The sequence below is a fragment of the Pseudoxanthomonas sp. z9 genome (assembly GCF_006542425.1).
Taxonomy (GTDB): Bacteria; Pseudomonadota; Gammaproteobacteria; order Xanthomonadales; family Xanthomonadaceae; genus Pseudoxanthomonas_A.
Map to the genome: position 1 here is coordinate 466,233 of NZ_VFID01000004.1, position 19,330 is coordinate 485,562.

The following is a 19,330-nucleotide window of genomic DNA, read 5'->3' on the forward strand; positions in this document are numbered from 1 at the left end:
GCCTGTTCCCATTCCCGACGAAAAGCTGGAGAAACCGATGAAGCGTTCCCTGACCCTCGCCATGGCGCTGGCGTCCGCACTGCCGCTGAGCGCGTTCGCGCACAAGGCCTGGCTGCAGCCGTCGCAGACGGTGATCGCCGGCCAGAACCCGTGGATCACCGTGGACGCCGCGGTGTCCAACGACCTGTTCTACTTCAACCACGTGCCGCTGCGCACCGAGGGCCTGGCGATCACCGCGCCGGACGGCAGCAAGGTCGATGCGCAGAACCTGGCCACCGGCAAGTACCGCACCGTGTTCGACGTCGAGCTCAAGCAGCAGGGCACCTACCGCATCGCGGTGGTCAACAGCGGCCTGTTCGGCACCTGGGAAGAAAACGGCAAGCCCAAGCGCTGGCGCGGCACCTCCGCCACCTTCGCCACCGAAGTGCCGAAGGACGCCAAGAACCTGCAGGTTTCGCAGTCGGTTGGCCGCATCGAGACCTTCGTGACCAACGGCTCGCCCAACGACACCGCGCTCAAGACCAGCGGCGAAGGCCTGGAACTGGTGCCGGTCACCCATCCGAACGATCTGTTCGCCGGCGAAGCGGCGAAGTTCCGCATGCTCAAGGACGGCAAGCCGGCCTCGGGCCTCGAGTTCGAGATCACCCGCGGCGGCACCCGCTATCGCAACGCGCAGGACGAGATCAAGGTCACCACGGACGCCAACGGCGAGTTCAGCGTGACCTGGCCGGAAGCCGGCATGTACTGGCTGGAAACCACCGCGCAGGATGACAAGACCTCCCTGCCCCAGGCCAAGCAGCGCCGCCTAAGCTACGTGGCCACGCTCGAAGTCCTGCCGCAGTAATCACCAAGACCGGCGCGTCCCCCGGGACGCGCCGCGGGTCATGAGTTCCCCTTTTCCCTCCGTGTCTCCCCCGTCCTTCCCCGCTCCGGACATGGCGCTGCACGCCCTGCATGGCGAAACCATGGGCACGAACTGGTCGGTCCGGCTGATCGCTTCGCCGCGCGAGGATCTGCATGCGCTGCACGCGCTGATCCAGGCCGAACTGGATCGCGTGGTGGCGCAGATGAGCACCTGGGAAACGGAATCGGACATCAGCCGTTTCAACCGTGCCCAGGCCGGGCATTGGCAGGTGCTGCCGGACGCGTTCTTCACCGTCCTGCGCTGCGCGCTGGATATCGCCGAGGCCAGTGAAGGCGCGTTCGATCCCACGGTCGGGCCGCTGGTCGGACTGTGGGGTTTTGGCGCCCATGCGCAATCCCGCGCGGTTCCCGACGATGACCGCCGCGATTCGACCCGGCAACAGGTCGGCTGGCGGCGGCTGGTGCTCGACGCCGACCACCGACGCCTGCTGCAGCCCGGTGGCGTGCAACTGGATCTGTCGGCCATCGCCAAGGGCCATGCGGTCGATGCGGTGGCCGAAGCCCTGCGTGCGCACGGCCTTGCCGCCGCCCTGGTCGAAGTCGGCGGCGAACTCTTCGGTTATGGCCGCAAGCCGGATGGCGAGCGCTGGCGGGTGCTGATCGAATCCTCGCCGGACGAGGAGGAAGCCGCCGGCCTGGAGCCGCGCATCGCGGTCATCGACGACCTGGCGGTCGCCACCTCGGGCGATCGCTGGCATTGGTTCGAACAGGCCGGCGAACGGTATACCCACACCCTCGACCCGCGTACCGGCAAGCCCGTGTCCAGCGCGCGCGCGGCGGTCACCGTGCTGGCGCCCACCGCCATGGAAGCCGATGGCTGGGCTACCGCATTGACCGTGCTTGGCGCCGACGCGGGACTGGCACTGGCCGAACGGCGCGGGATCGCGGCGCGCTTCGTCGTCCGCGAGGGCGACACGCTGGCGGAACGGGCCAGCAGCCGGTTCGCCTCGCATCTCGCCGCATGAGCGCACAGTCCTCTCCGTCGCCGGTTTCCTTCGCCTGGCTGGGCAACGTCCTGGTCCTGATCATCCTGCTCGCCGTCGTGGCGGCGATGGCCCTGCTGCAGGGCGAAACCTGGTGGCCGGCGTCGCCGCGCAGCGACCGCTGGTTCGGCGCGGGCGCGGCGCTGCTGGCCTACGTCGGCGCGTGGGCATGGCTGGCCGCGCGGCACCGCCGCCAGGATCGCGGCGCAGCCGTCGATACCTCGCAGGACGCGTTGCGGGTGGTGTACGCCAGCCAGACCGGTTTCGCACACGTGCTGGCCACACGCACGGCCGACAGCCTGATCGCCGCCGGCGTCGCCGCGCGCGCGCAGGCGATCGATACGCTGCAGGTCGGCGATCTCGCGCAGGGGCGGATTCTGTTCGTGGTCAGCACCACCGGCGAAGGCGATCCGCCCGATCACGCGCTGGGTTTCGTCCGCCGGATCATGTCGCAGGCGCTTTCCCTGCACGGCCTGCGCTATGCCGTGCTGGCGCTGGGCGATCGCGAATACGCGCAGTTCTGCGCCTTCGGTCATCAACTCGATGACTGGTTGCGCCAGCACGGCGCGCAACCGCTGTTTGACCGCGTGGACGTCGACAATGCCGACGAAAGCGCGCTGCGCCATTGGCAGCATCACCTGGGCCAATTGGGTGGCGTGGCCGAACTGCCGGATTGGGATCGACCGCGCTACGAGGACTGGATTCTCGCCGAGCGGCGCGTGCTGAATCCCGGCAGCCAGGGCGAAGCGGCGTTCCACATTGCCCTGCGTCCGGCCGCCGGCGCGTTGCCGGCGTGGCAGGCCGGCGACATCGCTGAAATCGGTCCGCGCAATCCGCTGCCGGCCGTGGGTACCTTCGTCCAGGCCGTGGGCTGGGACCCGCAACGCCCGGTTGAATGGCAGGGGACACACCAACCGCTTGCCGAAGTCCTGGCCCAGGTCCACCTGCCGGATCCGGAAACACTGCGCGGTCGTGCGCCCGAAACCGCGATTGCGGAACTCACCGCGCTGCCGCATCGCGAATACTCCATCGCCTCGATTCCCGGCGATGGCAGCCTGCAATTGCTGGTCAGGCGCATGCTTCGTCCGGACGGGCGACCCGGGCTGGGCAGCGGCTGGCTGTGCGATCACGCGGCCCTCGGCGGAACGATTGCCCTGCGCGTCCGCGCGAACGCCAATTTCCATCCACCGGGCAGCGATCGCCCGATGATCCTGATTGGCAACGGCACCGGTATCGCCGGCCTGCGCGCGCATCTGAAGAGCCGGGTGGCCGCCGGAGCGCGCCGCAACTGGCTGGTATTCGGCGAACGCCAGGCGGCGCACGATTTCTTCCATCGCGACGAGATCCTGGACTGGCAGGCGCGAGGCGCGCTGGAACGCCTGGATCTGGCGTTCTCACGGGATCAGCCCGAGCGGCGCTACGTCCAGCATGCGCTGCGCGAGGCCGCCGATGAACTGCGACGCTGGGTGGACGATGGCGCGGTGATCTATGTCTGCGGCAGCCTGGAAGGCATGGCCCCCGGCGTGGACGCCGCGCTGAACGACGCGCTCGGCGCGGAGCGGTTGGAGGAACTCCGCCTGGCCGGCCGCTATCGCCGCGACGTCTACTGATCCGTCAAGGCACTCCGCTTCACTGGCGACACGCGCGCGGCCAGCAGCTCTCCCCCGCCTTGCAAGGCGAAACGCCGGCGCTCCGGACCGGCGGGCAGCAACGCGGTGTCTCCGGCGAACAGGGGCGGCAAGCCACTCGCCGCCTCGAACTCCGCCTGCCCGGCCAACAGGTGGATGGCCCAGGTGGTGTCGGCGTCCACGAAGAACAGCATCGATCCGACCAACGGACGGTGCAGCAGTTCGGCGTCCACGACGTCCCGCTTCCACATCAGGTTGAAATCGTGGGTCGGCCCATCCCGTAGATAGCCGGTCACCTCGCGTTCCCCGGCGAAGCGAATCCGGCCGTGCGGCGGTTCCAGCTCGACCTGCTCGCCCTCCGCGAACACCAGCCGCAGCCCGTTTCCCTGCAGCAGGATCAGCTCGCGATCGATGCCGGGAAACGAAGAGAACGCGGCGTCCTGTTCGATTTCCGCAATCGACAGCCGCCACGTCCAATCGTCGCTGTCGGGCATGCGCAGGATTTCCCGGGTCCAGCCCTGGCCGTTCTTCCAGCGGGTCCTCCGGTACTCGTTGGCGGGGATGACGCGCGCTTCGGACACGATGGATGCTTCGCTGTGGACCGGAACCGGATTCTAACGCCCCAAAAAGCATCGCCCGGACATGCTCCCTGCATGCCCGGGCGATGGATACATCCCTGTCGGCTCCTGCCGATCACAGGCGTCCTGCCTGCTCCTGTTTCCGTGCGTCCTGCACGCCAATACGAAATGGGTACATCCCTGTCGGCGTCCATGCCTGTCCCCTGGCATCCTGCCCCGTCAGCCGGGTCGATCTGCATCCTGCAGAAACCACGGCATGGGTTTTTCGTGCTTCCGTCAGCGCCGGGTGACCGGTGCCGGGCGGGCAGCCGTCGCCGGCTTGTTCGCCGGCTCGGCGGAGGAACGCAATTCGATCCGCTCGCGATTCCGTTCCACCGTCTTCAAACCGATGCCCTTGACCATCGCAAGCTCCTCGGGACTCTTGAACGGGCCGTTGGTCTTGCGGTACTCGATGATGGCTTCCGCCTTCGCCTGGCCGATCCCGATCAGGACCGTCTGCAGCGTGGCCGCATCCGCGGTGTTGATGTTCACCTTGTCGGCGGCGTGGGCGCTCAGGGCCAGGACCAGCGACAGGGCAACCGACTTCAACACGGTGCTCAGCGATTTCATGGGCAACTCTCCTTGTGGCAAATGGGTGATTCCTTTCGTACAGAGGTTTTGTCCCCTGTGGCTCCTGCCGGCATCGAATCGCTTCGTTGGCCGGCGGAAACAGTCTCATCCGCCACTGCTGCAAAACATATCGCCCGCCACCGTCAAAAGCTGCCGGGAAACCCCGCAGCGTCATGTAGGAAAATTCCTACCCCCATGGGGAGGCGTAGAATGGGCGTTCTGATTCCGTACCGATTGGAGACACCATGGATACCGCCAAAGTCGACCGCTACGTCGCCGAGAAATGGGACGACGACATCGTTCCGCAGCTGGTCGAATACATCCGCATCCCGAACAAGTCGCCGATGTTCGACAAGGACTGGGTGGCCAACGGATACATGGATGCGGCGGTGCGCCTGATGGAAGACTGGGCGCGTGCCCAGGCCATTCCCGGGATGCAGGTGGAAGTGGTCCGGCTGGAAGGCCGTACCCCACTGATTTTCATCGAGATTCCCGCCAGCGGCCCGGAAACCGGCGCCGATACCGTACTGCTGTACGGACACCTGGACAAGCAGCCGGAAATGACCGGCTGGGATGCCGACCTGGGTCCGTGGACACCGGTGCTCAAGGGGGATCGCCTGTACGGCCGCGGCGGCGCCGACGACGGCTACGCCATCTTCGGTTCGCTGGCGGCCCTCCAGGCCCTGCAGGCCCAGGGCGTGCCGCATGCGCGCTGCGTGGTGCTGATCGAAGCCTGCGAGGAATCCGGCAGCTACGACCTGCCGGCCTACGTCGATCACCTGGCCGATCGCATCGGCAAGCCATCGCTGGTGGTGTGCCTGGATTCGGGTTGTGGCAACTACGAGCAGTTGTGGTGCACGACCTCGCTGCGCGGCCTGGCCGGCGGCAACTTCACGGTCAAGGTGCTGGAGGAAGGCGTGCATTCCGGCGACGCCTCCGGCGTGGTGCCGTCCAGCTTCCGCCTGCTGCGCCAGTTGCTGTCGCGGCTGGAGGACGAGAACACCGGACGGATCCTGCCGGAGGGCCTGCAGGTCGAGATTCCCGGCGACCGCCTGGCCCAGGCGAAGGAAGCCGCGCGGGTACTGGACACGGCGGTGTTCGACAAATTCCCGTTCCTGCCCGGGATGACCCCGATGGCGGAGGACCTGACCGAACTGGTGCTCAACCGCACCTGGCGCCCGGCGCTGTCGGTGACCGGCGTGGACGGCATGCCGCCGCTGTCGTCGGCCGGCAACGTGCTGCGTCCGCACACCTCGGTCAAGCTGTCGCTGCGCCTGCCCCCCACCCTGGACGGCAAGCGTGCCGGTGAACTGCTCAAGGAATTGCTGCTCAAGGATCCGCCCAACGGCGCCCAGGTGAGCCTGGACCTGGAAAAGGCCAGCACCGGCTGGAATGCCCCGGCGATGTCGCCCTGGCTGGAGAAGGCGATCGACGCGTCCAGCCGCGAGTTCTTCGGCGCGCCGGCCATGTACATGGGCGAAGGCGGCACCATCCCGTTCATGGGCATGCTGGGCGAGAAATTCCCGGGTGCGCAGTTCATGATCACCGGCGTGCTGGGCCCGCATTCCAACGCCCACGGCCCCAACGAGTTCCTGCACATCCCGATGGGCAAGAAGGTCACCGCCTGCGTGGCGCGGGTCATCGCCGAACACCACGCGGCCAGCGTGCGTGGTGAAACCACCGGCGTGGCGGCGGTCGCCGGCGGCGACCAGCACGGCGATCACGGCTGCTGCTGACCGTCGGCCCACGCGGGTACGGGAAAAGAGCCGGGTCATCCCGGCTCTTTTCGTTTTCGCCCGTATCGACCGCGGCCGGGCGGGACGGATGTGCGCCGGGCATGGCTTGGGTTACCCTGCGGACACCCCCCACTTTTTCCGACCGGAGTGTTCAGATGGAACAGATCTTTGGTGGCGGCATCCTGTGGACCCTGCTCATCGGCTTCCTGGCCGGCCTGTTGGCCCGGGCCATCAAGCCCGGCGACGACAAGCTCAACCTCATCTGGACGATCGTGCTGGGCGTGGCCGGGGCACTGCTCGCCCGTTTCGTCGGCGGCGCACTGGGATGGTACGGACCGGAGGAACCGGCCGGTTTCATCGCCTCCGTGGTCGGTGCGATCATCCTGCTCTTCATCTACGGCCTGGCGAAGAAGAAGAGGGCCTGAGTCCCGCCGGACGACATTCCCAAGCCCCGCTCCGGCGGGGCTTCTTCTTGGGAAATGGCGTGGAAACCGCCGGCTTCACAATTCTTCATTCGGGTTTCAGGCGCTTCATCCGCGGACACCGTGCAATCCGGCTCCCAACCCAAGGAGCCGCACCATGTCACCGTCCCTGCCCCGCCTGATCCTGCTGTCCTGCCTGACCTTCGCCACGCCGGCGCCCATCTGGGCCGCTCCGGCCACTCCCACTTACCATGTCCCCGCGTCGGCAGGCGACGGCTGGGCGGTGGCCGACGCCGCCCGACAGGGCTGGAAGCCGGAGCGCTTCGCCGCGCTCGAAGCCGCCATCGCCCGCGGCGATTTTCCGGGCGTCACCAGCGTGCTCGTCGCGCAGGACGGGCACCTGCTCTATGAGCGCTACTTCAACGGCGGCGATCCCGACGTGCTCAACGACACCCGCTCGGCGACCAAGAGCGTGACCGCGTTGCTGGTCGGCGCGGCCATCGATCGCGGCCTGATTCCGGATGCGCGGGCGCGCGTGCATGACTACTTCCGCGACCAGGCGCCCTGGCAGCACGATGGCCCGCGCAAACAGGCGATCACCGTGGAAGACCTGCTGACGATGAGTTCGGCCTGGGACTGCGACGACGAAAACCCGTTCTCCTCCGGCAACGAGGAACGCATGTACGTCAGCGAGAACTGGACCCGGTTCGCCCTGGACCTGCCGCTGCGCGGCTACGCGCCGTGGGTGAAACGGCCTGAGGACAGTCCGCACGGGCGCACGTTCTCCTACTGCACCGCCGGCAGTTTCCTGCTCGGCGCGGTGGTGGAACGGGCCGCCGGAAAACCGCTGGCCGCCTTTGCCGCGGAAGCGCTCGAGCGTCCGCTCGGAATCCAGCAGGTGCAATGGAACCATTCCAGCGAGGGCGTGGGCATGGGTGGCGGCGGCACCCGCTACCGCAGCCGCGATCTGGCCAAGTTGGGCCAACTGGTGGCCGCCGGTGGCGTCTGGAACGGAAAACGGGTGATCTCCGCCGACTGGATCCGGCAGGCCCTGACCGTGCATGCGCAGGCCCGCGAGGACGCCGACTACGGCTACCAGTTCTGGCGCTTCCGCTTCACCCGCGACGGACGGGAACAGCCGGCCTGGGCGATGTCGGGCAACGGCGGCAACTACGTGTTCATCGTTCCCGAGAAGAAACTGGTGGCGGTGATCACCCGCACCTCGTTCAACCAGCGCGACGTGCACCCGCAGTCGCAGCGGATGTTCGGCGACTACGTGCTTACGGCGATGCCGTGAGCCGGGCCAGCAACGCCGGCGGCACCTTGGCGCGTTCGGCGGCGTTGTGCCGGTGGATGGCATCGATGCCACGGGCGAAGGCGGGTTCGTCCGCCATCGGCTTGAACAGGGGCGATACCTGCAGGTAGTCGGCGTCGCTGTAACCCGCGTCTATCGCGCGTTGCAGCGCACGCAGCGCGGCGGCGCGGTCGCCACCGGCATCGCGCAGCAGCGCCACCTCCAGCCAGTCGGAGGGGTAGCCGGCGCCGGCGTCCAGTTCCGCGGCCAGGGTTTCCGCCCGCGCACGCGCCCAGGCGGCATCGGCATGTCCGGTATTGATGCGTGCCAGCGTCGTCGGCAGGCTGGACTGCGGCCGCAACGCCACTGCTTCCCGGTAGGCATGGGTGGCGGTGGCGCCATCGCCTTGCAGGCGCGCGAGTTCGGCGGCCAGCAGATGCAGGTCGGCGTGCGCGGTGCCCCGCTTCTGCGCCACATCCAATGCCGCCTGCGCCTCGCTCAGGCGGCCATGCCGGAACAGGTAGCGCGGCCAAGCCAGGTTGGAGAACACGTTGTCCGGATACAGCTCGAAGCTTTGCCGGTACCGCGTCTCGGCCGCCTGCGGATAGCCCAGCAGGTCCAGGTTGTTGGCGATCTGCAGTTGCAGGAAACGCACCCGTGCCGGATCCCCACGCAACGAGGTGTTGGCGATCAGCGCATCGGCCAGGCGTCCCTTGCGATCGTAAAGATACGCAGCCGAGGCGCGGCTGCCATCGGCGGCCGGATCCAGCGCGACAGCGCGCTCGTAACCGGCCAGCGCATCGTCGATGCGACCGCGGCAGTCATGCGAATAGCCGAGTGCGGCGTGCGCCGCCGCCCTGTCCGGGTGCGCACGGATGACCTGCTCGGCCAGCCGCTGCGCGCGCGCGGCCCATTCGGGCGGAAAATTGAACAGGCACACCCGCGCGCCGTAGCTCCGGCTGAGGCCGACCAGCGCGCGGGCATTGTCCGGCTGTTCCTTCAAGGCGCGCTCGTACAGTTCGATGGCGCGCTCGTTGTTGTCGCGCTGGCCGATGCCGGCGTAGTAGTCGGCGCGCTCGATCAAGCTGGCGGTACCCGACGCGCCGGAGGGGACGGAGGACGCCGCCGCATTGGTTTTTTTCTTCTCCGCGTCACCGGACGTCCAGGCGATCGCCAGGCCCACGGCAACCGCCGTCACGATCACTACCGCCACCGCCGCCCGCGACCACCGCCGGGACGCGGCGAACGATGCCTTCGGGACAGGCTCGACGTCATCGTCCAGCGGCTGCGGCCGCGCGGACAGTTGATAACCCTGTCCGCGCACCGAGCGCAGGTAGCGCGGTTGTCGTCCATCGTCGCCCAGTGCCTGCCGCAGCAGCTTCACCCGCTGGGTCACGGTTTCCTCGTTGACGACGGCCGGCGCCCAGACCCGCTCGATCAGCTCGTCGAAACCCACCACCCGATCGCCCTGCAACACCAGGTAGCGCAGCAACTGGAAGCTGAGGCCGGCGACATTGAGCGGTTCACCCGCGCGTTCGACGCGCTGGCGCTCAAGGTCGATCGCCAGATCCTCCAGGCGGAAGCGCGTGGCGTCGCCCACGGGATTACTCGCTGCGCCCGTAGATGTCCGAATAGCGGACGATGTCGTCCTCACCCAGGTAGTCGCCGGACTGTACTTCGATCAGTTCCAGCGGTTCCTTGCCTGGATTCTCCAGGCGGTGCTTGGCGCCGATCGGAATGTAGGTGGACTGGTTCTCGTACAACTCGAACACGTCATTGTCGCGCGTCACCCGCGCCACGCCCTTGACCACGATCCAGTGCTCGGCGCGATGCGCATGCGATTGCAGGGACAACTTGGCGCCAGGCTTGACCTTGATCCGCTTGACCTGGTGGCGCTGGCCCATGTCCACCGAATCGTAGCTGCCCCACGGGCGATGCACTTCACGATGCAGGACCGCCTGGCTGCGCTGGCTGTCCTTCAGTTGCGCGACCACCTGCTTCACTTCCTGCACGCGGTCCTTGCGCGCGACCAGCACCGCGTCGTCGGTCTCCACCACCACGATGTCGTCCACACCCACCAGCGCGACCAGCCGCTGCGCGTAGGCGTAGCTGTTGCGGGTATCGACGGCGATGACGTCGCCGTGGTGCGCGTTGCCGGCGGCGTCGCGCTCGGCGACCTCCCACAGCGCGGACCAGCTGCCGACATCGTTCCAGCCGATGTCCACCGGCAGCACCATCGCATGCGCGGTCTTTTCCATGACCGCGTAGTCGATGGAGTCGGACGGGCTGGCGGCGAACGCGTCCTTGTCCAGGCGCACGAAATCGCCGTCCTGGCGGGCTTCGGCGAAGGCAGTACGCACCGTGGCGACGATGTCTGGGCGGAAGCGCTCCAGTTCCTCCAGGTAGCGGCTGGCGCGGAACAGGAACATGCCGCTGTTCCAGTAATAGCCACCGGCGTCCAGATACGACTGCGCGGTCGCGGCATCGGGTTTCTCGACGAAGCGCGACACCTTGCGCAGGCCTTCGCCGGCCTCGGCCTGGATGTAGCCGAAGCCGGTCTCGGGCGCGTCGGGCACGATGCCGAACGTCACCAGCGCGCCCGCCTCGGCGGCCGGCAACGCCGCCTGCACCGCGCGCCGGAAACCGTCGGCATCGCGGACCACGTGATCGGAAGGCAGCACCAGCAGTACCGGATCGTCACCGCCAGTCATCGCCTGCAGGGCGGCCGCGGCGATCGCCGGCGCGGTATTTCGCCCCGCCGGCTCCAGCAGGATATGCGGCGCGGGCGCGCCAATCTGGCGCAATTGTTCGGCCACCAGGAAGCGGTGTTCCTCGTTGGCCACGACGATCGGCCGTGCACCCGCCAGCGGCGCAATCCTCAGCCAGGTGTCCTGGACCATCGTCCGCTCGCTGGCCAACGGCAGGAACTGCTTGGGATAGGCCTCGCGCGACAGCGGCCACAGGCGCGTGCCGGAACCGCCGGACAGCAGGACGGGTTGGAGTGCGGCCATGGGTCTCTCGCACGAAATGAGGACGGCAGTTTACCCTTTAGTCCGCAACCACCCCTGTCTGGACACCGCATGCCCCCCGAGACGCACGACGACGCCCGTGCCACGCAACGCCTCGCCTGGACGAGGGCCGCCATGGACGCGCCCGGACTGGCGCTGGAACGGGCTTCGGTGGATGCCGGATTCCGCAGCTACTGGCGCACGCGGGGCGTGGAACCCAGTCGGATCGTGATGGATTCGCCGCCGGGACTGGAGGATGTCCGTCCCTGGCTGCGGATCCGCGATCTGCTGGAGGCCGGCGGCGTGCGGGTGCCGCGGGTACTCGCGCGCGATGTCGAGTCGGGGTTCCTGCTGCTGGAGGATCTGGGCGGGCCGACGCTGGTCAAGACCATCGACGCCGACAACGCCGACGAGTGGTTCGGCCTGGCCATCACCGAGCTGCTCAAGCTGCAGGCGATCACGCCGCCAGCCGATGCCGGCGAGTTCGGCGAGGCATTGCTGCAGCGGGACGCGGGCCTGTTCGAGGAATGGTTCCTCGGCCGCCACCTGGGCATCGTGCTCGACTGCGATGACAGCGAGCGGCTGCAACTGGCGCAGCGCCGCCTGATGGACAACGCGCTCGGCCAGCCCCGGGTGCTCACCCACCGCGACTTCATGCCGCGCAACCTGATGCCCACCCGGCCACTGCCGGCGGTGCTGGATTTCCAGGACTGCATCCGCGGGCCGGTGGCCTACGATCCGGTCAGCCTGTTCAAGGACGCCTTCCTCAGCTGGCCGCTGGAGCGCGTCGATGGCTGGCTGGCCCAGTACCACGCGCGTGCGCTGGAAGCGGGCATTCCGGTGCCGCGCGACTTCGCGGTGTTCCTGCGCGACGCCGACTGGATGGGCATCCAGCGACACCTGAAAATCCTCGGCATCTTCGCCCGCCTGCACTACCGCGACGGCAAGACCGGCTACCTGCACGACGCGCCGCGCTTCATCGCCTTCCTGGACGAGGTGCTGCCCCGCCATCCGCAACTGGCGGAACTGGGCGATCTGCTGGAACGGCGCATCAAGCCCGCGATGCGCGCCAGGGACGCGGCATGAAGGCGCTCATCTTCGCCGCCGGGCTGGGCGAACGCATGCGTCCGCTGACCGATCACACGCCCAAGCCGCTGCTCGAAGCCGGCGGCAAGCCGCTGATCGTCTGGCACCTGGAAAAGCTCGCGGCGATGGGCATCCGCGACGTGGTGATCAACATCAGCTGGCTGGCGGAACAGTTCCCGCGGACGCTGGGCGATGGCGCGCACTGGGGACTGCGCCTGCACTGGTCGCACGAAGGGCCCACGCCGCTGGAAACCGGCGGCGGCATGCTGCACGCGCGGCCGCTGCTGGGCGAAGAGCCCTTCCTGCTGGTCAACGGCGACGTCTGGACCGACTACGACTTCACCCGCCTGCCGGCCGAACCGACCGGACTGGCCCACCTCGTCATGGTTGATCCGCCCGCGCACAAGACCCACGGCGACTTCGCGCTGGAGGACGACGGCACGATCCGCGACGATGGCGCACGGCGCCTCACCTACGCCGGCCTGGGTGTCTATCGCCCCGCCCTGCTCGACGGCTGGAACGCGATCGTTGGCGATCAGGTCGGCACGCCACCACGCTTCATGCTCGTGCACCTGTTGCGTGCGCACATGCCCGGAGGCGCCATCCACGGCGAGTACTGGGGCGGCGGCTGGACCGACGTCGGCACGCCGGAGCGGCTCGCGCAGCTGGATGCGGCCCTGCGCGGCTGAACCGGTATCGAAGGGTTGTCCACAATCGGTGTGGATGAAAAACCGGCAAAGATGTGGATAAGTGACGGACCGCCCCACGGGGCGGGCGTGTCAAGCCGGTTGGCTGTTTTTTCGCCAGCGGAGGAAACAGCGGCGCACCCTCGCGCCTGTCGCCACGCGCGATGATTCAGCGCGGCTCCAGCACGCTGCGCAGGAACGGCACGGTGATTCGCCGTTGCGCCGCCAGTGACGCCCGGTCCAGTTGCTCGAACACCGCCACCAGCCGACCCAGATCGCGATCGGTGCGGCTCAGCAGCCAGTCGATGGCCGCATCCTCCAGCACCAGGCCGCGTCGCTGCGCGCGTTCGCGCAACACCTCGCGGCGTCCGTCGTCATCCAGCGGCACCAGCATCACCCGCGTGCACTGCGACAGCCGCGAACGCAGATCCGGCAATACCAGCCCGAGTTCGGCGGGCACGTCGCGCGCGGTGTACAGCACGCGGATGCCGGCGGGACGCGCGCGGTTGTGGAAATCGAACAGCGCGACCTCATCCTCGCGGTTGCCCGCAATCAAGTCCAACCCGTCCAGCGCCACCACGTCGTGTCCTTCCAGCGACTCCAGCGCTTCGCGCAGGCGGCCCGCGGCGGCGGCCATCGGCAGGAATGCCGCACGCGCGCCACCCTGTTCCGCATGCGCGCACAGCGCCAGCGACAGATGGGTCTTTCCGGTCCGCGGCGCGCCGCCCAGGTACAGCCAGTCGGTCGAGGTGCCCTCGGCCAGCGCGCGCAACTGCGCCAGTGCGCCTTCCGGCGCGCCGACGAAACTCTCGAAACGCTGATCCGGCGGATAGCGCAAGGCCAGCGGCAGCTGTGGCGTCAGCCCGCCGGGAGACGAGGAACGGCTCACGTCACTTGTCTTCCGTCTTCGGCCTGTCGCCGGCGTCCTCGTCCAGCGCGTTCTTGTCGACGTAGGAGTCGAGCAGGATGGTCGGATGGTCGCCCGCGTACAGCTTGCTCTGCGTGTAGCGCTCGTGCGCGTAGCGCAGCAGCACGTTGGCGACCGCCGCCACCGGCAGCGCCAGCAGCATGCCGAGGAAACCGAACAGCTGGCCGCCGGCCATGATCGCGAAGATCACCGCCACCGGATGCAGGCCGATGCGATCACCGACAATGCGCGGCGTCAGCACGTAGCCTTCCAGCATCTGCCCGATCACGAACACCACCAGCACCAGCGCCACCAGGCTCCAGTCGCCGCCGGTCTGGACCAGCGCGGCGATCACGCCCAGCACGATGCCGGTGGCGGTGCCCAGGTACGGGACGAAACTGATCAGGCCGGCGATGATGCCGATCAGCAGGCCCAGCTTCAGCCCCACCACCGACAGGCCCACCGCGTAGATCGCGCCCAGCGCCAGCATCACCAGGAACTGGCCGCGCAGGAACGCGCCCAGCACGTCGTTGGATTCCAGCGCCAGCCGATCCACGGTGGCGACGTGGTCGCGCGGTATCAGCGCAGCCACGCGCTCGACCAGCTTGTCCCAGTCGCGCAGGAAGTAGAAAGTGAGGATCGGCAGCAGCACGATGTTGGCCACCCAGGCCATCATCGCGAAGCCCGAGCGCGACAGGTAGCCGAAGAACGTCGCCGCCACGCCACCGGCCTGCTGCCAGTGGCCGCGCAGCCATTCCATGATCCGGTCCGGATCCAGCCAGGCCACCAGTTCCAGCCCTGTGTGCTGTTCGATCCACGGCAGCGCGCGCTGCACGAACCAGTCCCGGTACTCCGGCAACGATTCCACCAGCGTCACGATCTGTCGTTCCAGCATCGGCACCAGGATCAGCAGCGCCAGCACCAGCAACAGCAGCATCAGGGTGAACACCAGCACCACCGAGGTCGTGCGCGAGCGGCCGGTGCGTTCCAGCCGATCCACCCAGGGATCGCCCAGCCACCCCAGCAACGCCGCGCACACGAACGGCGTCAGCACCGGGGCCAGCAGGTAGATCACCCAGCCGACGATGGCGGCGATCAGCAGCCATTGCCAGCGCCTCGCCAGCGTGCCGACCGGAGTGGAAGAAAGATCCATGTGAATGAACGTCCTGTGGATGCGGGTGGAGTTACTTCAGGCGGAACACCGGCGGTTCGCCCTCGCCGCCGATCAACGGGCTGTCGTCGCCCAGCATGCGGCGGAAACCGGACAGGCCGGAGATCAGCTCCAGATCCAGTTCCAGGGTGTCGCCGCTGGCGCGTACCGGGGTGATCCGGCGCACCACCGCCATCTTCTGCAGTTGCCCCATCAGGCGCAGGTAATCGTCGGTGTTGCGGATGCCGGCGAACATCACCCGGTAGGTACCGGCCGGACCGGCGGTGCCGCGCTTGGCGTAGCGCTTGACCAGTGCATCGGCGGTGCCGTCCGCGCCCCCGGCCATGGCCCGGCGCGCGTCGGTGTCGCTGGTCGACCAGGTGGACAGGACCTTGCCGCCGTCGACGAACACCCAGTCGGCGGTCCAGCCGCCCTTGGCGCGGTAGAGCTTGCCGATCAACTGCATCGGCGGGCTGTAGCGGGACGAGGCGCGGGCCACGGCGGCGGTGTCCTGGCGCCAGATCGCGCCCACCAGCGCCTGCTCGGCGGCGTTGCCGGCGGGCAGGCCCAGGCCGTAGCCGCGATCCTGCGCGCGACTGAGCAGGGGGCGCACCGCGTTGGCCTGCTGCAAACCGACCAGACGCGGGCCGCTGCCGTCGTTGATGGCCAGCCATACCACCGGCTTGGGCCGCGGCTGCGGCCAGACCGGCAGGCCGAGCACGGCGGCCATGCCGTCCACGCCTTCGGGATCGAAGCGGACGATCAGGGTGGTGCGGAAGGTCGGCGCGCCGCTAGGCGAGGTGCCCTGGTCCTGCCGGTAGTCGTAACTCTCGACCAGGTTGCGTGCGTTGCGCAATTCCTGGCCCACGCCAGGCCGCCCGGTCACCGAGCGGTCACCGGACATCTTGGCCAGCACCTGGCCCAGCGCGCGCGCGAACGCGCCGTTGCGTTCGGCCTCACCCTGCCCGTTCACCGGCACCTCGGCCTCGTAGGTGCCGCGCGCGGCGGCGACGTCCCCCTCGGTCCGCAGCCCGCTCTGGGCCTGGGCCGGGATGGCCGTCCACGAGGCGGCCACCAGCGTGGCCGCGGCGAATACGAAAGCTCTCATCCAGCGCATCGAGCGTCCCTGTGCTCCGCAAATCGAGGGAATTGTTGCCCGAATGGATGCCCAGCGCCAACGCCAGCCGTTCAGGGAACGTCCGAACCGGGCGCGGATTCCTTTAAAATCACGCGCCTTGCCCTTGCGACCCACCACCGTGACCCAGCCGACGCCTCCCGCCTCCACCCCGATGACCTACCGCGACGCGGGGGTCGACATCGACGCCGGCAACGAGGTGGTCGAACGCATCAAGCCGCTGGTCCGGCGCAGCTTCCGCCCCGAAGTGATGGGCGGCCTGGGCGGTTTCGGCGCGCTGTTCGACCTGTCGGGCAAGTACAAGGAGCCTGTGCTGGTGTCGGGCACCGACGGCGTGGGCACCAAGCTCAAGCTGGCCCAGCAGCTGAACCGCCACGACACCATCGGCATCGACCTGGTCGGCATGTGCGTCAACGACGTGCTGGTCCAGGGCGCCGAACCGCTGTTCTTCCTCGACTATTTCGCCACCGGCAAGCTGGACGTGGAGACCACGGTCGCGGTGGTCGGCGGTATCGCCAAGGGCTGCGAGCTGTCCGGCTGCGCGCTGATCGGCGGCGAGACCGCCGAGATGCCCGACATGTATCCGCCGGGCGAGTACGACCTGGCCGGCTTCACAGTCGGCGCGGTGGAAAAATCGAAACTGCTCGATGGTGCCAAGGTCCGCACCGGCGATCTGCTGATCGGCATCGCCTCCAGCGGCCCGCATTCCAACGGTTATTCACTGATCCGGCGCATCTACGATCGCGCCGGTCGTCCGGGCGATCTGGATCTGGGCGGCGTGAAGCTGGTCGACGCGCTGATGGCCCCGACCCGCCTGTACGTCAAGCCGGTACTGGAACTGCTGAAGACGCACGACATGCATGCGATGGCGCACATCACCGGTGGCGGCCTGACCGAGAACATCATCCGTGTCATTCCCGACGGCCTGGGCCTGCGCATCGACGCCACTGCCTGGACCCTGCCGCCGGTGTTCGACTGGCTGCAGCGCGAAGGCGCGGTGGAAAACAGCGAAATGTGGCGCACCTTCAACTGCGGCATCGGCTTCGTGCTGGTGGTCGCGCCCGGTGAGGCCGCCGCGGTGGAAGCCGACCTGGCCCGCCTGCAGCTGCCGAACTGGCGCATCGGTGAAGTGACCACCGCCGGCGGCGCCGAGCGCGTGTCCATCGGCTGATCCCGATGCAGCCCGGCAAGCGGATCGCCTTCGCTATGGCGCTGGCGATCTTCGCCCTCAGCTGGATCGCGCCGCGCTGGCCGTTCGAGCAGGCGCTGCACAGCAGCCTGACCGTGGTCGGGCTGGTCTGGCTGTGGCGCCATGACCGCCGCTGGCCGATGCGCACCTCGCACTTCGCCCTGATCTGCTTCTTCATCGCCCTGCACTGCATCGGCGCGCGCTGGCTGTATTCCAACGTGCCCTACGATGCGTGGGCGCACGCGCTGACCGGGCATACGCTGAGCGAACTGTTCGGCTGGCGACGCAATCATTTCGATCGCCTCATCCACCTGCTCTACGGCATCTGCTTCACCCCGGCGGTGTGGCACTGGCTGCGCCAGCGCTGGCCGCTGGCGGCCGGCCAGGGCTTCGTCATCGCGGTGATGCTGATCATGTGCAGCAGCCTGCTGTACGAATGGCTGGAATGGGCGATCGCGCTGGGACTCTCGCCGGAAGCCGCCGAGTCGTACAACGGCCAGCAGGGCGATGTCTGGGACGCCCACGCCGACATGCTGCTCGCCACCCTGGGCGCATTGGCGATGTGGCCGCTGATGCGGCGCGAACGCCGGGAACCGATCCATCCATGAGCCAGAACCGCATCGCCATCCTGGTCTCCGGCCGCGGCAGCAACCTGCAGGCGTTGCTGGACGCCATCGACGCCGGCCGGCTGAATGCCGAAATCGTCGGCGTATTCTCCGACAAACCCAAGGCCGCCGCGCTGGAACGCGTGCCGGAACCGCTACGCTGGAGCACGGACGCGCGACGGTTTCCGGATCGCGCCGGCTTCGACGCGACGCTGGCCGACGCGGTGGAGGCGGTGGCGCCCGACTGGGTGATCTGCGCCGGCTACATGCGCATCCTCGGCGACGCGTTCATCGCCCGCTTCCGCGGCCGCCTGCTCAACATCCATCCGTCGTTGCTGCCGAAGTACCGCGGCCTGCACACCCACGCACGTGCCCTGGAAGCCGGCGATCGCGAGCATGGCGCGAGCGTGCACTGGGTGGTGCCGGAACTGGATGCCGGGGCGGTGATCGCCCAGGCGGTGATTCCCGTGCTGCCGGACGACAGGCCCGAGGATCTGGCCGCCCGCCTGCTGCCGCGGGAACACGCGCTGCTGGCGGCGGTGGCGACGCTGGTGGTTTCCGGCCGTCTCACTGAACAGGGAGACGAGGCGTGGCTGGATGGTCAGCCCTTATTAAAACCCCTGTCCCTAGATTCTGCCGGTCAATTGACCCTCCCCTTCGCGACATGACGCCGCTTCCGAACCGCGCACTGCTGCTGGCCACCCTGCTGCTGATCAGCGCCCCCGCGTGGGCGCTGGAGCCGTTCGTGGCCACCTATGACGCCTATCGCGCCGGCAAGCTGGCCGGCAGCGCGACCATGAAGGTGGCGCAGGTGGCCGGCGGCGACCGCTGGCAGGTCGATCTGGGCGTGCGCGGTACCCGCGGACTGGCCCGGCTGTCGGGACTGGATATCCAGCAGAGCACGCTGTTCGACACGGTCGGCGCGGATTTCCGCCCGCTCAGCCAAGCCACGACCCAGAGCGCGCTTTTCACCGGCAAGAAAGTGGTCGGTGTCTATGATTGGACCGCGAAGTCGGCCCAATGGCAGGGTGACCTGAAGAAGAACCGGCGCGCGCCCGTGCCGCTGCAGCCCGGCGACATGAGCGCATTGCTGGTCAACCTGGCGGTCATCCGCGATGCCGAACCCGGTCGCCAGTTGCACTACCGGGTGGTCGATTTCGGCAAGACCCGCGACTATCAGTATGCGGTCGCGCCGCAGACCGAAATCGTCGCGGTGGACGATCTCAGCTACGACGCCATGCGGGTGGATCGCACCAATGGCGGCAACGACGAAACCATTTTCTGGGTGGCCCAGGGCGTGCCGACGCCGATTCGCATCCTCCAGCGCGAGGACGGCGAGGACAAACTGGATCTGCGCCTGGTCGAGTACCAAGGAGTACCGTAAGCCATG

At 68.2% G+C, this 19,330-nt stretch carries 19 protein-coding genes; 12 read left to right on the forward strand and 7 right to left on the reverse strand.

The features are described from left to right. Positions 1-37: 37 nt before the first annotated feature. The 3 genes from FG323_RS06710 to FG323_RS06720 all read left to right on the forward strand — a co-directional run bounded on the left by FG323_RS06710 (position 38) and on the right by FG323_RS06720 (position 3,517). Positions 38-844, forward strand: coding sequence for a DUF4198 domain-containing protein (locus FG323_RS06710; RefSeq protein WP_141453738.1), 807 nt, complete (start codon positions 38-40; stop codon positions 842-844). A gap of 91 nt (positions 845-935) precedes the next feature. Further along, the gene (locus tag FG323_RS06715; RefSeq protein ID WP_255470074.1) at positions 936-1,889 is read left to right on the forward strand and encodes an FAD:protein FMN transferase; all 954 of its coding nucleotides are present in this window, start codon (positions 936-938) and stop codon (positions 1,887-1,889) included. Beyond that, complete coding sequence (locus tag FG323_RS06720) at positions 1,886-3,517, forward strand: sulfite reductase flavoprotein subunit alpha (protein ID WP_141453739.1); 1,632 nt, start codon at positions 1,886-1,888, stop codon at positions 3,515-3,517. The genes FG323_RS06715 and FG323_RS06720 overlap by 4 nt, the downstream gene beginning before the upstream one ends. Here FG323_RS06720 and FG323_RS06725 read toward each other — a convergent pair. Further along, positions 3,511-4,116 carry a HutD family protein gene (locus tag FG323_RS06725; RefSeq protein ID WP_255470075.1) on the reverse strand — a complete coding sequence of 202 codons (606 nt, stop codon included), beginning with the start codon at positions 4,114-4,116 and terminating at the stop codon, positions 3,511-3,513. The two genes, FG323_RS06720 and FG323_RS06725, sit on opposite strands and share 7 nt — an antisense overlap. 273 nt (positions 4,117-4,389) lie before the next feature. After that, complete coding sequence (locus FG323_RS06730) at positions 4,390-4,722, reverse strand: ComEA family DNA-binding protein (protein ID WP_141453741.1); 333 nt, start codon at positions 4,720-4,722, stop codon at positions 4,390-4,392. 245 nt (positions 4,723-4,967) lie between these two features. Here FG323_RS06730 and FG323_RS06735 point away from each other — a divergent pair, with 245 nt between their 5' ends. The 3 genes from FG323_RS06735 (at position 4,968) to FG323_RS06745 (ending at position 8,177) form a co-directional block, all read left to right on the forward strand. Then, positions 4,968-6,458, forward strand: a complete 1,491-nt coding sequence (locus FG323_RS06735; protein WP_141453742.1) for a M20 family metallopeptidase — start codon at positions 4,968-4,970, stop codon at positions 6,456-6,458. A gap of 155 nt (positions 6,459-6,613) precedes the next feature. Continuing rightward, positions 6,614-6,883, forward strand: a complete 270-nt coding sequence (locus tag FG323_RS06740) for a GlsB/YeaQ/YmgE family stress response membrane protein (protein WP_141453743.1) — start codon at positions 6,614-6,616, stop codon at positions 6,881-6,883. Positions 6,884-7,037: 154 nt separating this feature from the next. After that, complete coding sequence (locus tag FG323_RS06745) at positions 7,038-8,177, forward strand: serine hydrolase (protein WP_181444104.1); 1,140 nt, start codon at positions 7,038-7,040, stop codon at positions 8,175-8,177. Here FG323_RS06745 and FG323_RS06750 read toward each other — a convergent pair. Together FG323_RS06750 and FG323_RS06755 are read right to left on the reverse strand one after the other, a co-directional pair. Continuing rightward, complete coding sequence (locus FG323_RS06750) at positions 8,161-9,774, reverse strand: winged helix-turn-helix transcriptional regulator (RefSeq protein ID WP_141453744.1); 1,614 nt, start codon at positions 9,772-9,774, stop codon at positions 8,161-8,163. The genes FG323_RS06745 and FG323_RS06750 overlap by 17 nt on opposite strands. Before the next feature lie 4 nt (positions 9,775-9,778). Continuing rightward, positions 9,779-11,185, reverse strand: coding sequence for a mannose-1-phosphate guanylyltransferase/mannose-6-phosphate isomerase (locus FG323_RS06755; RefSeq protein WP_141453745.1), 1,407 nt, complete (start codon positions 11,183-11,185; stop codon positions 9,779-9,781). A gap of 69 nt (positions 11,186-11,254) precedes the next feature. On the opposite strand from FG323_RS06755, the gene FG323_RS06760 reads away from it, so the two are divergent. Both FG323_RS06760 and murU read left to right on the forward strand, forming a co-directional pair. Further along, positions 11,255-12,268, forward strand: coding sequence for a phosphotransferase (locus tag FG323_RS06760; RefSeq protein WP_141453746.1), 1,014 nt, complete (start codon positions 11,255-11,257; stop codon positions 12,266-12,268). Continuing rightward, positions 12,265-12,957, forward strand: coding sequence for an N-acetylmuramate alpha-1-phosphate uridylyltransferase MurU (gene murU, locus FG323_RS06765; protein WP_141453747.1), 693 nt, complete (start codon positions 12,265-12,267; stop codon positions 12,955-12,957). Before FG323_RS06760 ends, murU begins: the two co-directional genes overlap by 4 nt. Positions 12,958-13,123: 166 nt before the next feature. On the opposite strand, the gene hda is transcribed toward murU, so the two are convergent. From hda to FG323_RS06780, 3 genes are read right to left on the reverse strand one after another with little or no spacing between them, the layout of a single operon-like run. Next, entirely contained in the window at positions 13,124-13,843 is a 720-nt protein-coding gene (gene hda / locus FG323_RS06770) for a DnaA regulatory inactivator Hda (protein ID WP_249889865.1), read from the reverse strand. A gap of 1 nt (position 13,844) precedes the next feature. Further along, the gene (locus FG323_RS06775) at positions 13,845-15,014 is read right to left on the reverse strand and encodes an AI-2E family transporter (protein ID WP_141453748.1); all 1,170 of its coding nucleotides are present in this window, start codon (positions 15,012-15,014) and stop codon (positions 13,845-13,847) included. A gap of 31 nt (positions 15,015-15,045) precedes the next feature. Then, positions 15,046-16,119, reverse strand: a complete 1,074-nt coding sequence (locus tag FG323_RS06780) for a DUF2066 domain-containing protein (protein ID WP_249889863.1) — start codon at positions 16,117-16,119, stop codon at positions 15,046-15,048. Between the two features lie 181 nt (positions 16,120-16,300). Here FG323_RS06780 and purM point away from each other — a divergent pair, with 181 nt between their 5' ends. The 4 genes from purM to FG323_RS06800 are packed head-to-tail and all read left to right on the forward strand — an operon-like array spanning position 16,301 to position 19,324. Next, entirely contained in the window at positions 16,301-17,317 is a 1,017-nt protein-coding gene (gene purM / locus FG323_RS06785; protein ID WP_181444109.1) for a phosphoribosylformylglycinamidine cyclo-ligase, read from the forward strand. A gap of 5 nt (positions 17,318-17,322) precedes the next feature. Further along, entirely contained in the window at positions 17,323-17,943 is a 621-nt protein-coding gene (locus tag FG323_RS06790; RefSeq protein ID WP_255470077.1) for a DUF2238 domain-containing protein, read from the forward strand. Continuing rightward, complete coding sequence (gene purN, locus FG323_RS06795) at positions 17,940-18,608, forward strand: phosphoribosylglycinamide formyltransferase (protein WP_255470078.1); 669 nt, start codon at positions 17,940-17,942, stop codon at positions 18,606-18,608. Before FG323_RS06790 ends, purN begins: the two co-directional genes overlap by 4 nt. Further along, positions 18,605-19,324: a DUF3108 domain-containing protein gene (locus tag FG323_RS06800; protein ID WP_141453751.1), complete on the forward strand. Its 720-nt coding sequence runs from the start codon at positions 18,605-18,607 to the stop codon at positions 19,322-19,324. Before purN ends, FG323_RS06800 begins: the two co-directional genes overlap by 4 nt. Positions 19,325-19,330: the final 6 nt, after the last annotated feature.

Bases quoted from the DNA above. Each gene is read 5' to 3' on its own strand.
- FG323_RS06710 (WP_141453738.1), top strand. From the start codon at position 38: ATGAAGCGTTCCCTGACCCTCGCCATGGCGCTGGCGTCCGCACTGCCG.
- FG323_RS06715 (WP_255470074.1), top strand. From the start codon at position 936: ATGGCGCTGCACGCCCTGCATGGCGAAACCATGGGCACGAACTGGTCG.
- FG323_RS06720 (WP_141453739.1), top strand. From the start codon at position 1,886: ATGAGCGCACAGTCCTCTCCGTCGCCGGTTTCCTTCGCCTGGCTGGGC.
- FG323_RS06730 (WP_141453741.1), bottom strand. From the start codon at position 4,722: ATGAAATCGCTGAGCACCGTGTTGAAGTCGGTTGCCCTGTCGCTGGTC.
- FG323_RS06735 (WP_141453742.1), top strand. From the start codon at position 4,968: ATGGATACCGCCAAAGTCGACCGCTACGTCGCCGAGAAATGGGACGAC.
- FG323_RS06740 (WP_141453743.1), top strand. From the start codon at position 6,614: ATGGAACAGATCTTTGGTGGCGGCATCCTGTGGACCCTGCTCATCGGC.
- FG323_RS06745 (WP_181444104.1), top strand. From the start codon at position 7,038: ATGTCACCGTCCCTGCCCCGCCTGATCCTGCTGTCCTGCCTGACCTTC.
- FG323_RS06755 (WP_141453745.1), bottom strand. From the start codon at position 11,185: ATGGCCGCACTCCAACCCGTCCTGCTGTCCGGCGGTTCCGGCACGCGC.
- FG323_RS06760 (WP_141453746.1), top strand. From the start codon at position 11,255: ATGCCCCCCGAGACGCACGACGACGCCCGTGCCACGCAACGCCTCGCC.
- murU (WP_141453747.1), top strand. From the start codon at position 12,265: ATGAAGGCGCTCATCTTCGCCGCCGGGCTGGGCGAACGCATGCGTCCG.
- FG323_RS06775 (WP_141453748.1), bottom strand. From the start codon at position 15,014: ATGGATCTTTCTTCCACTCCGGTCGGCACGCTGGCGAGGCGCTGGCAA.
- FG323_RS06780 (WP_249889863.1), bottom strand. From the start codon at position 16,119: ATGAGAGCTTTCGTATTCGCCGCGGCCACGCTGGTGGCCGCCTCGTGG.
- purM (WP_181444109.1), top strand. From the start codon at position 16,301: ATGACCTACCGCGACGCGGGGGTCGACATCGACGCCGGCAACGAGGTG.
- FG323_RS06790 (WP_255470077.1), top strand. From the start codon at position 17,323: ATGCAGCCCGGCAAGCGGATCGCCTTCGCTATGGCGCTGGCGATCTTC.
- purN (WP_255470078.1), top strand. From the start codon at position 17,940: ATGAGCCAGAACCGCATCGCCATCCTGGTCTCCGGCCGCGGCAGCAAC.
- FG323_RS06800 (WP_141453751.1), top strand. From the start codon at position 18,605: ATGACGCCGCTTCCGAACCGCGCACTGCTGCTGGCCACCCTGCTGCTG.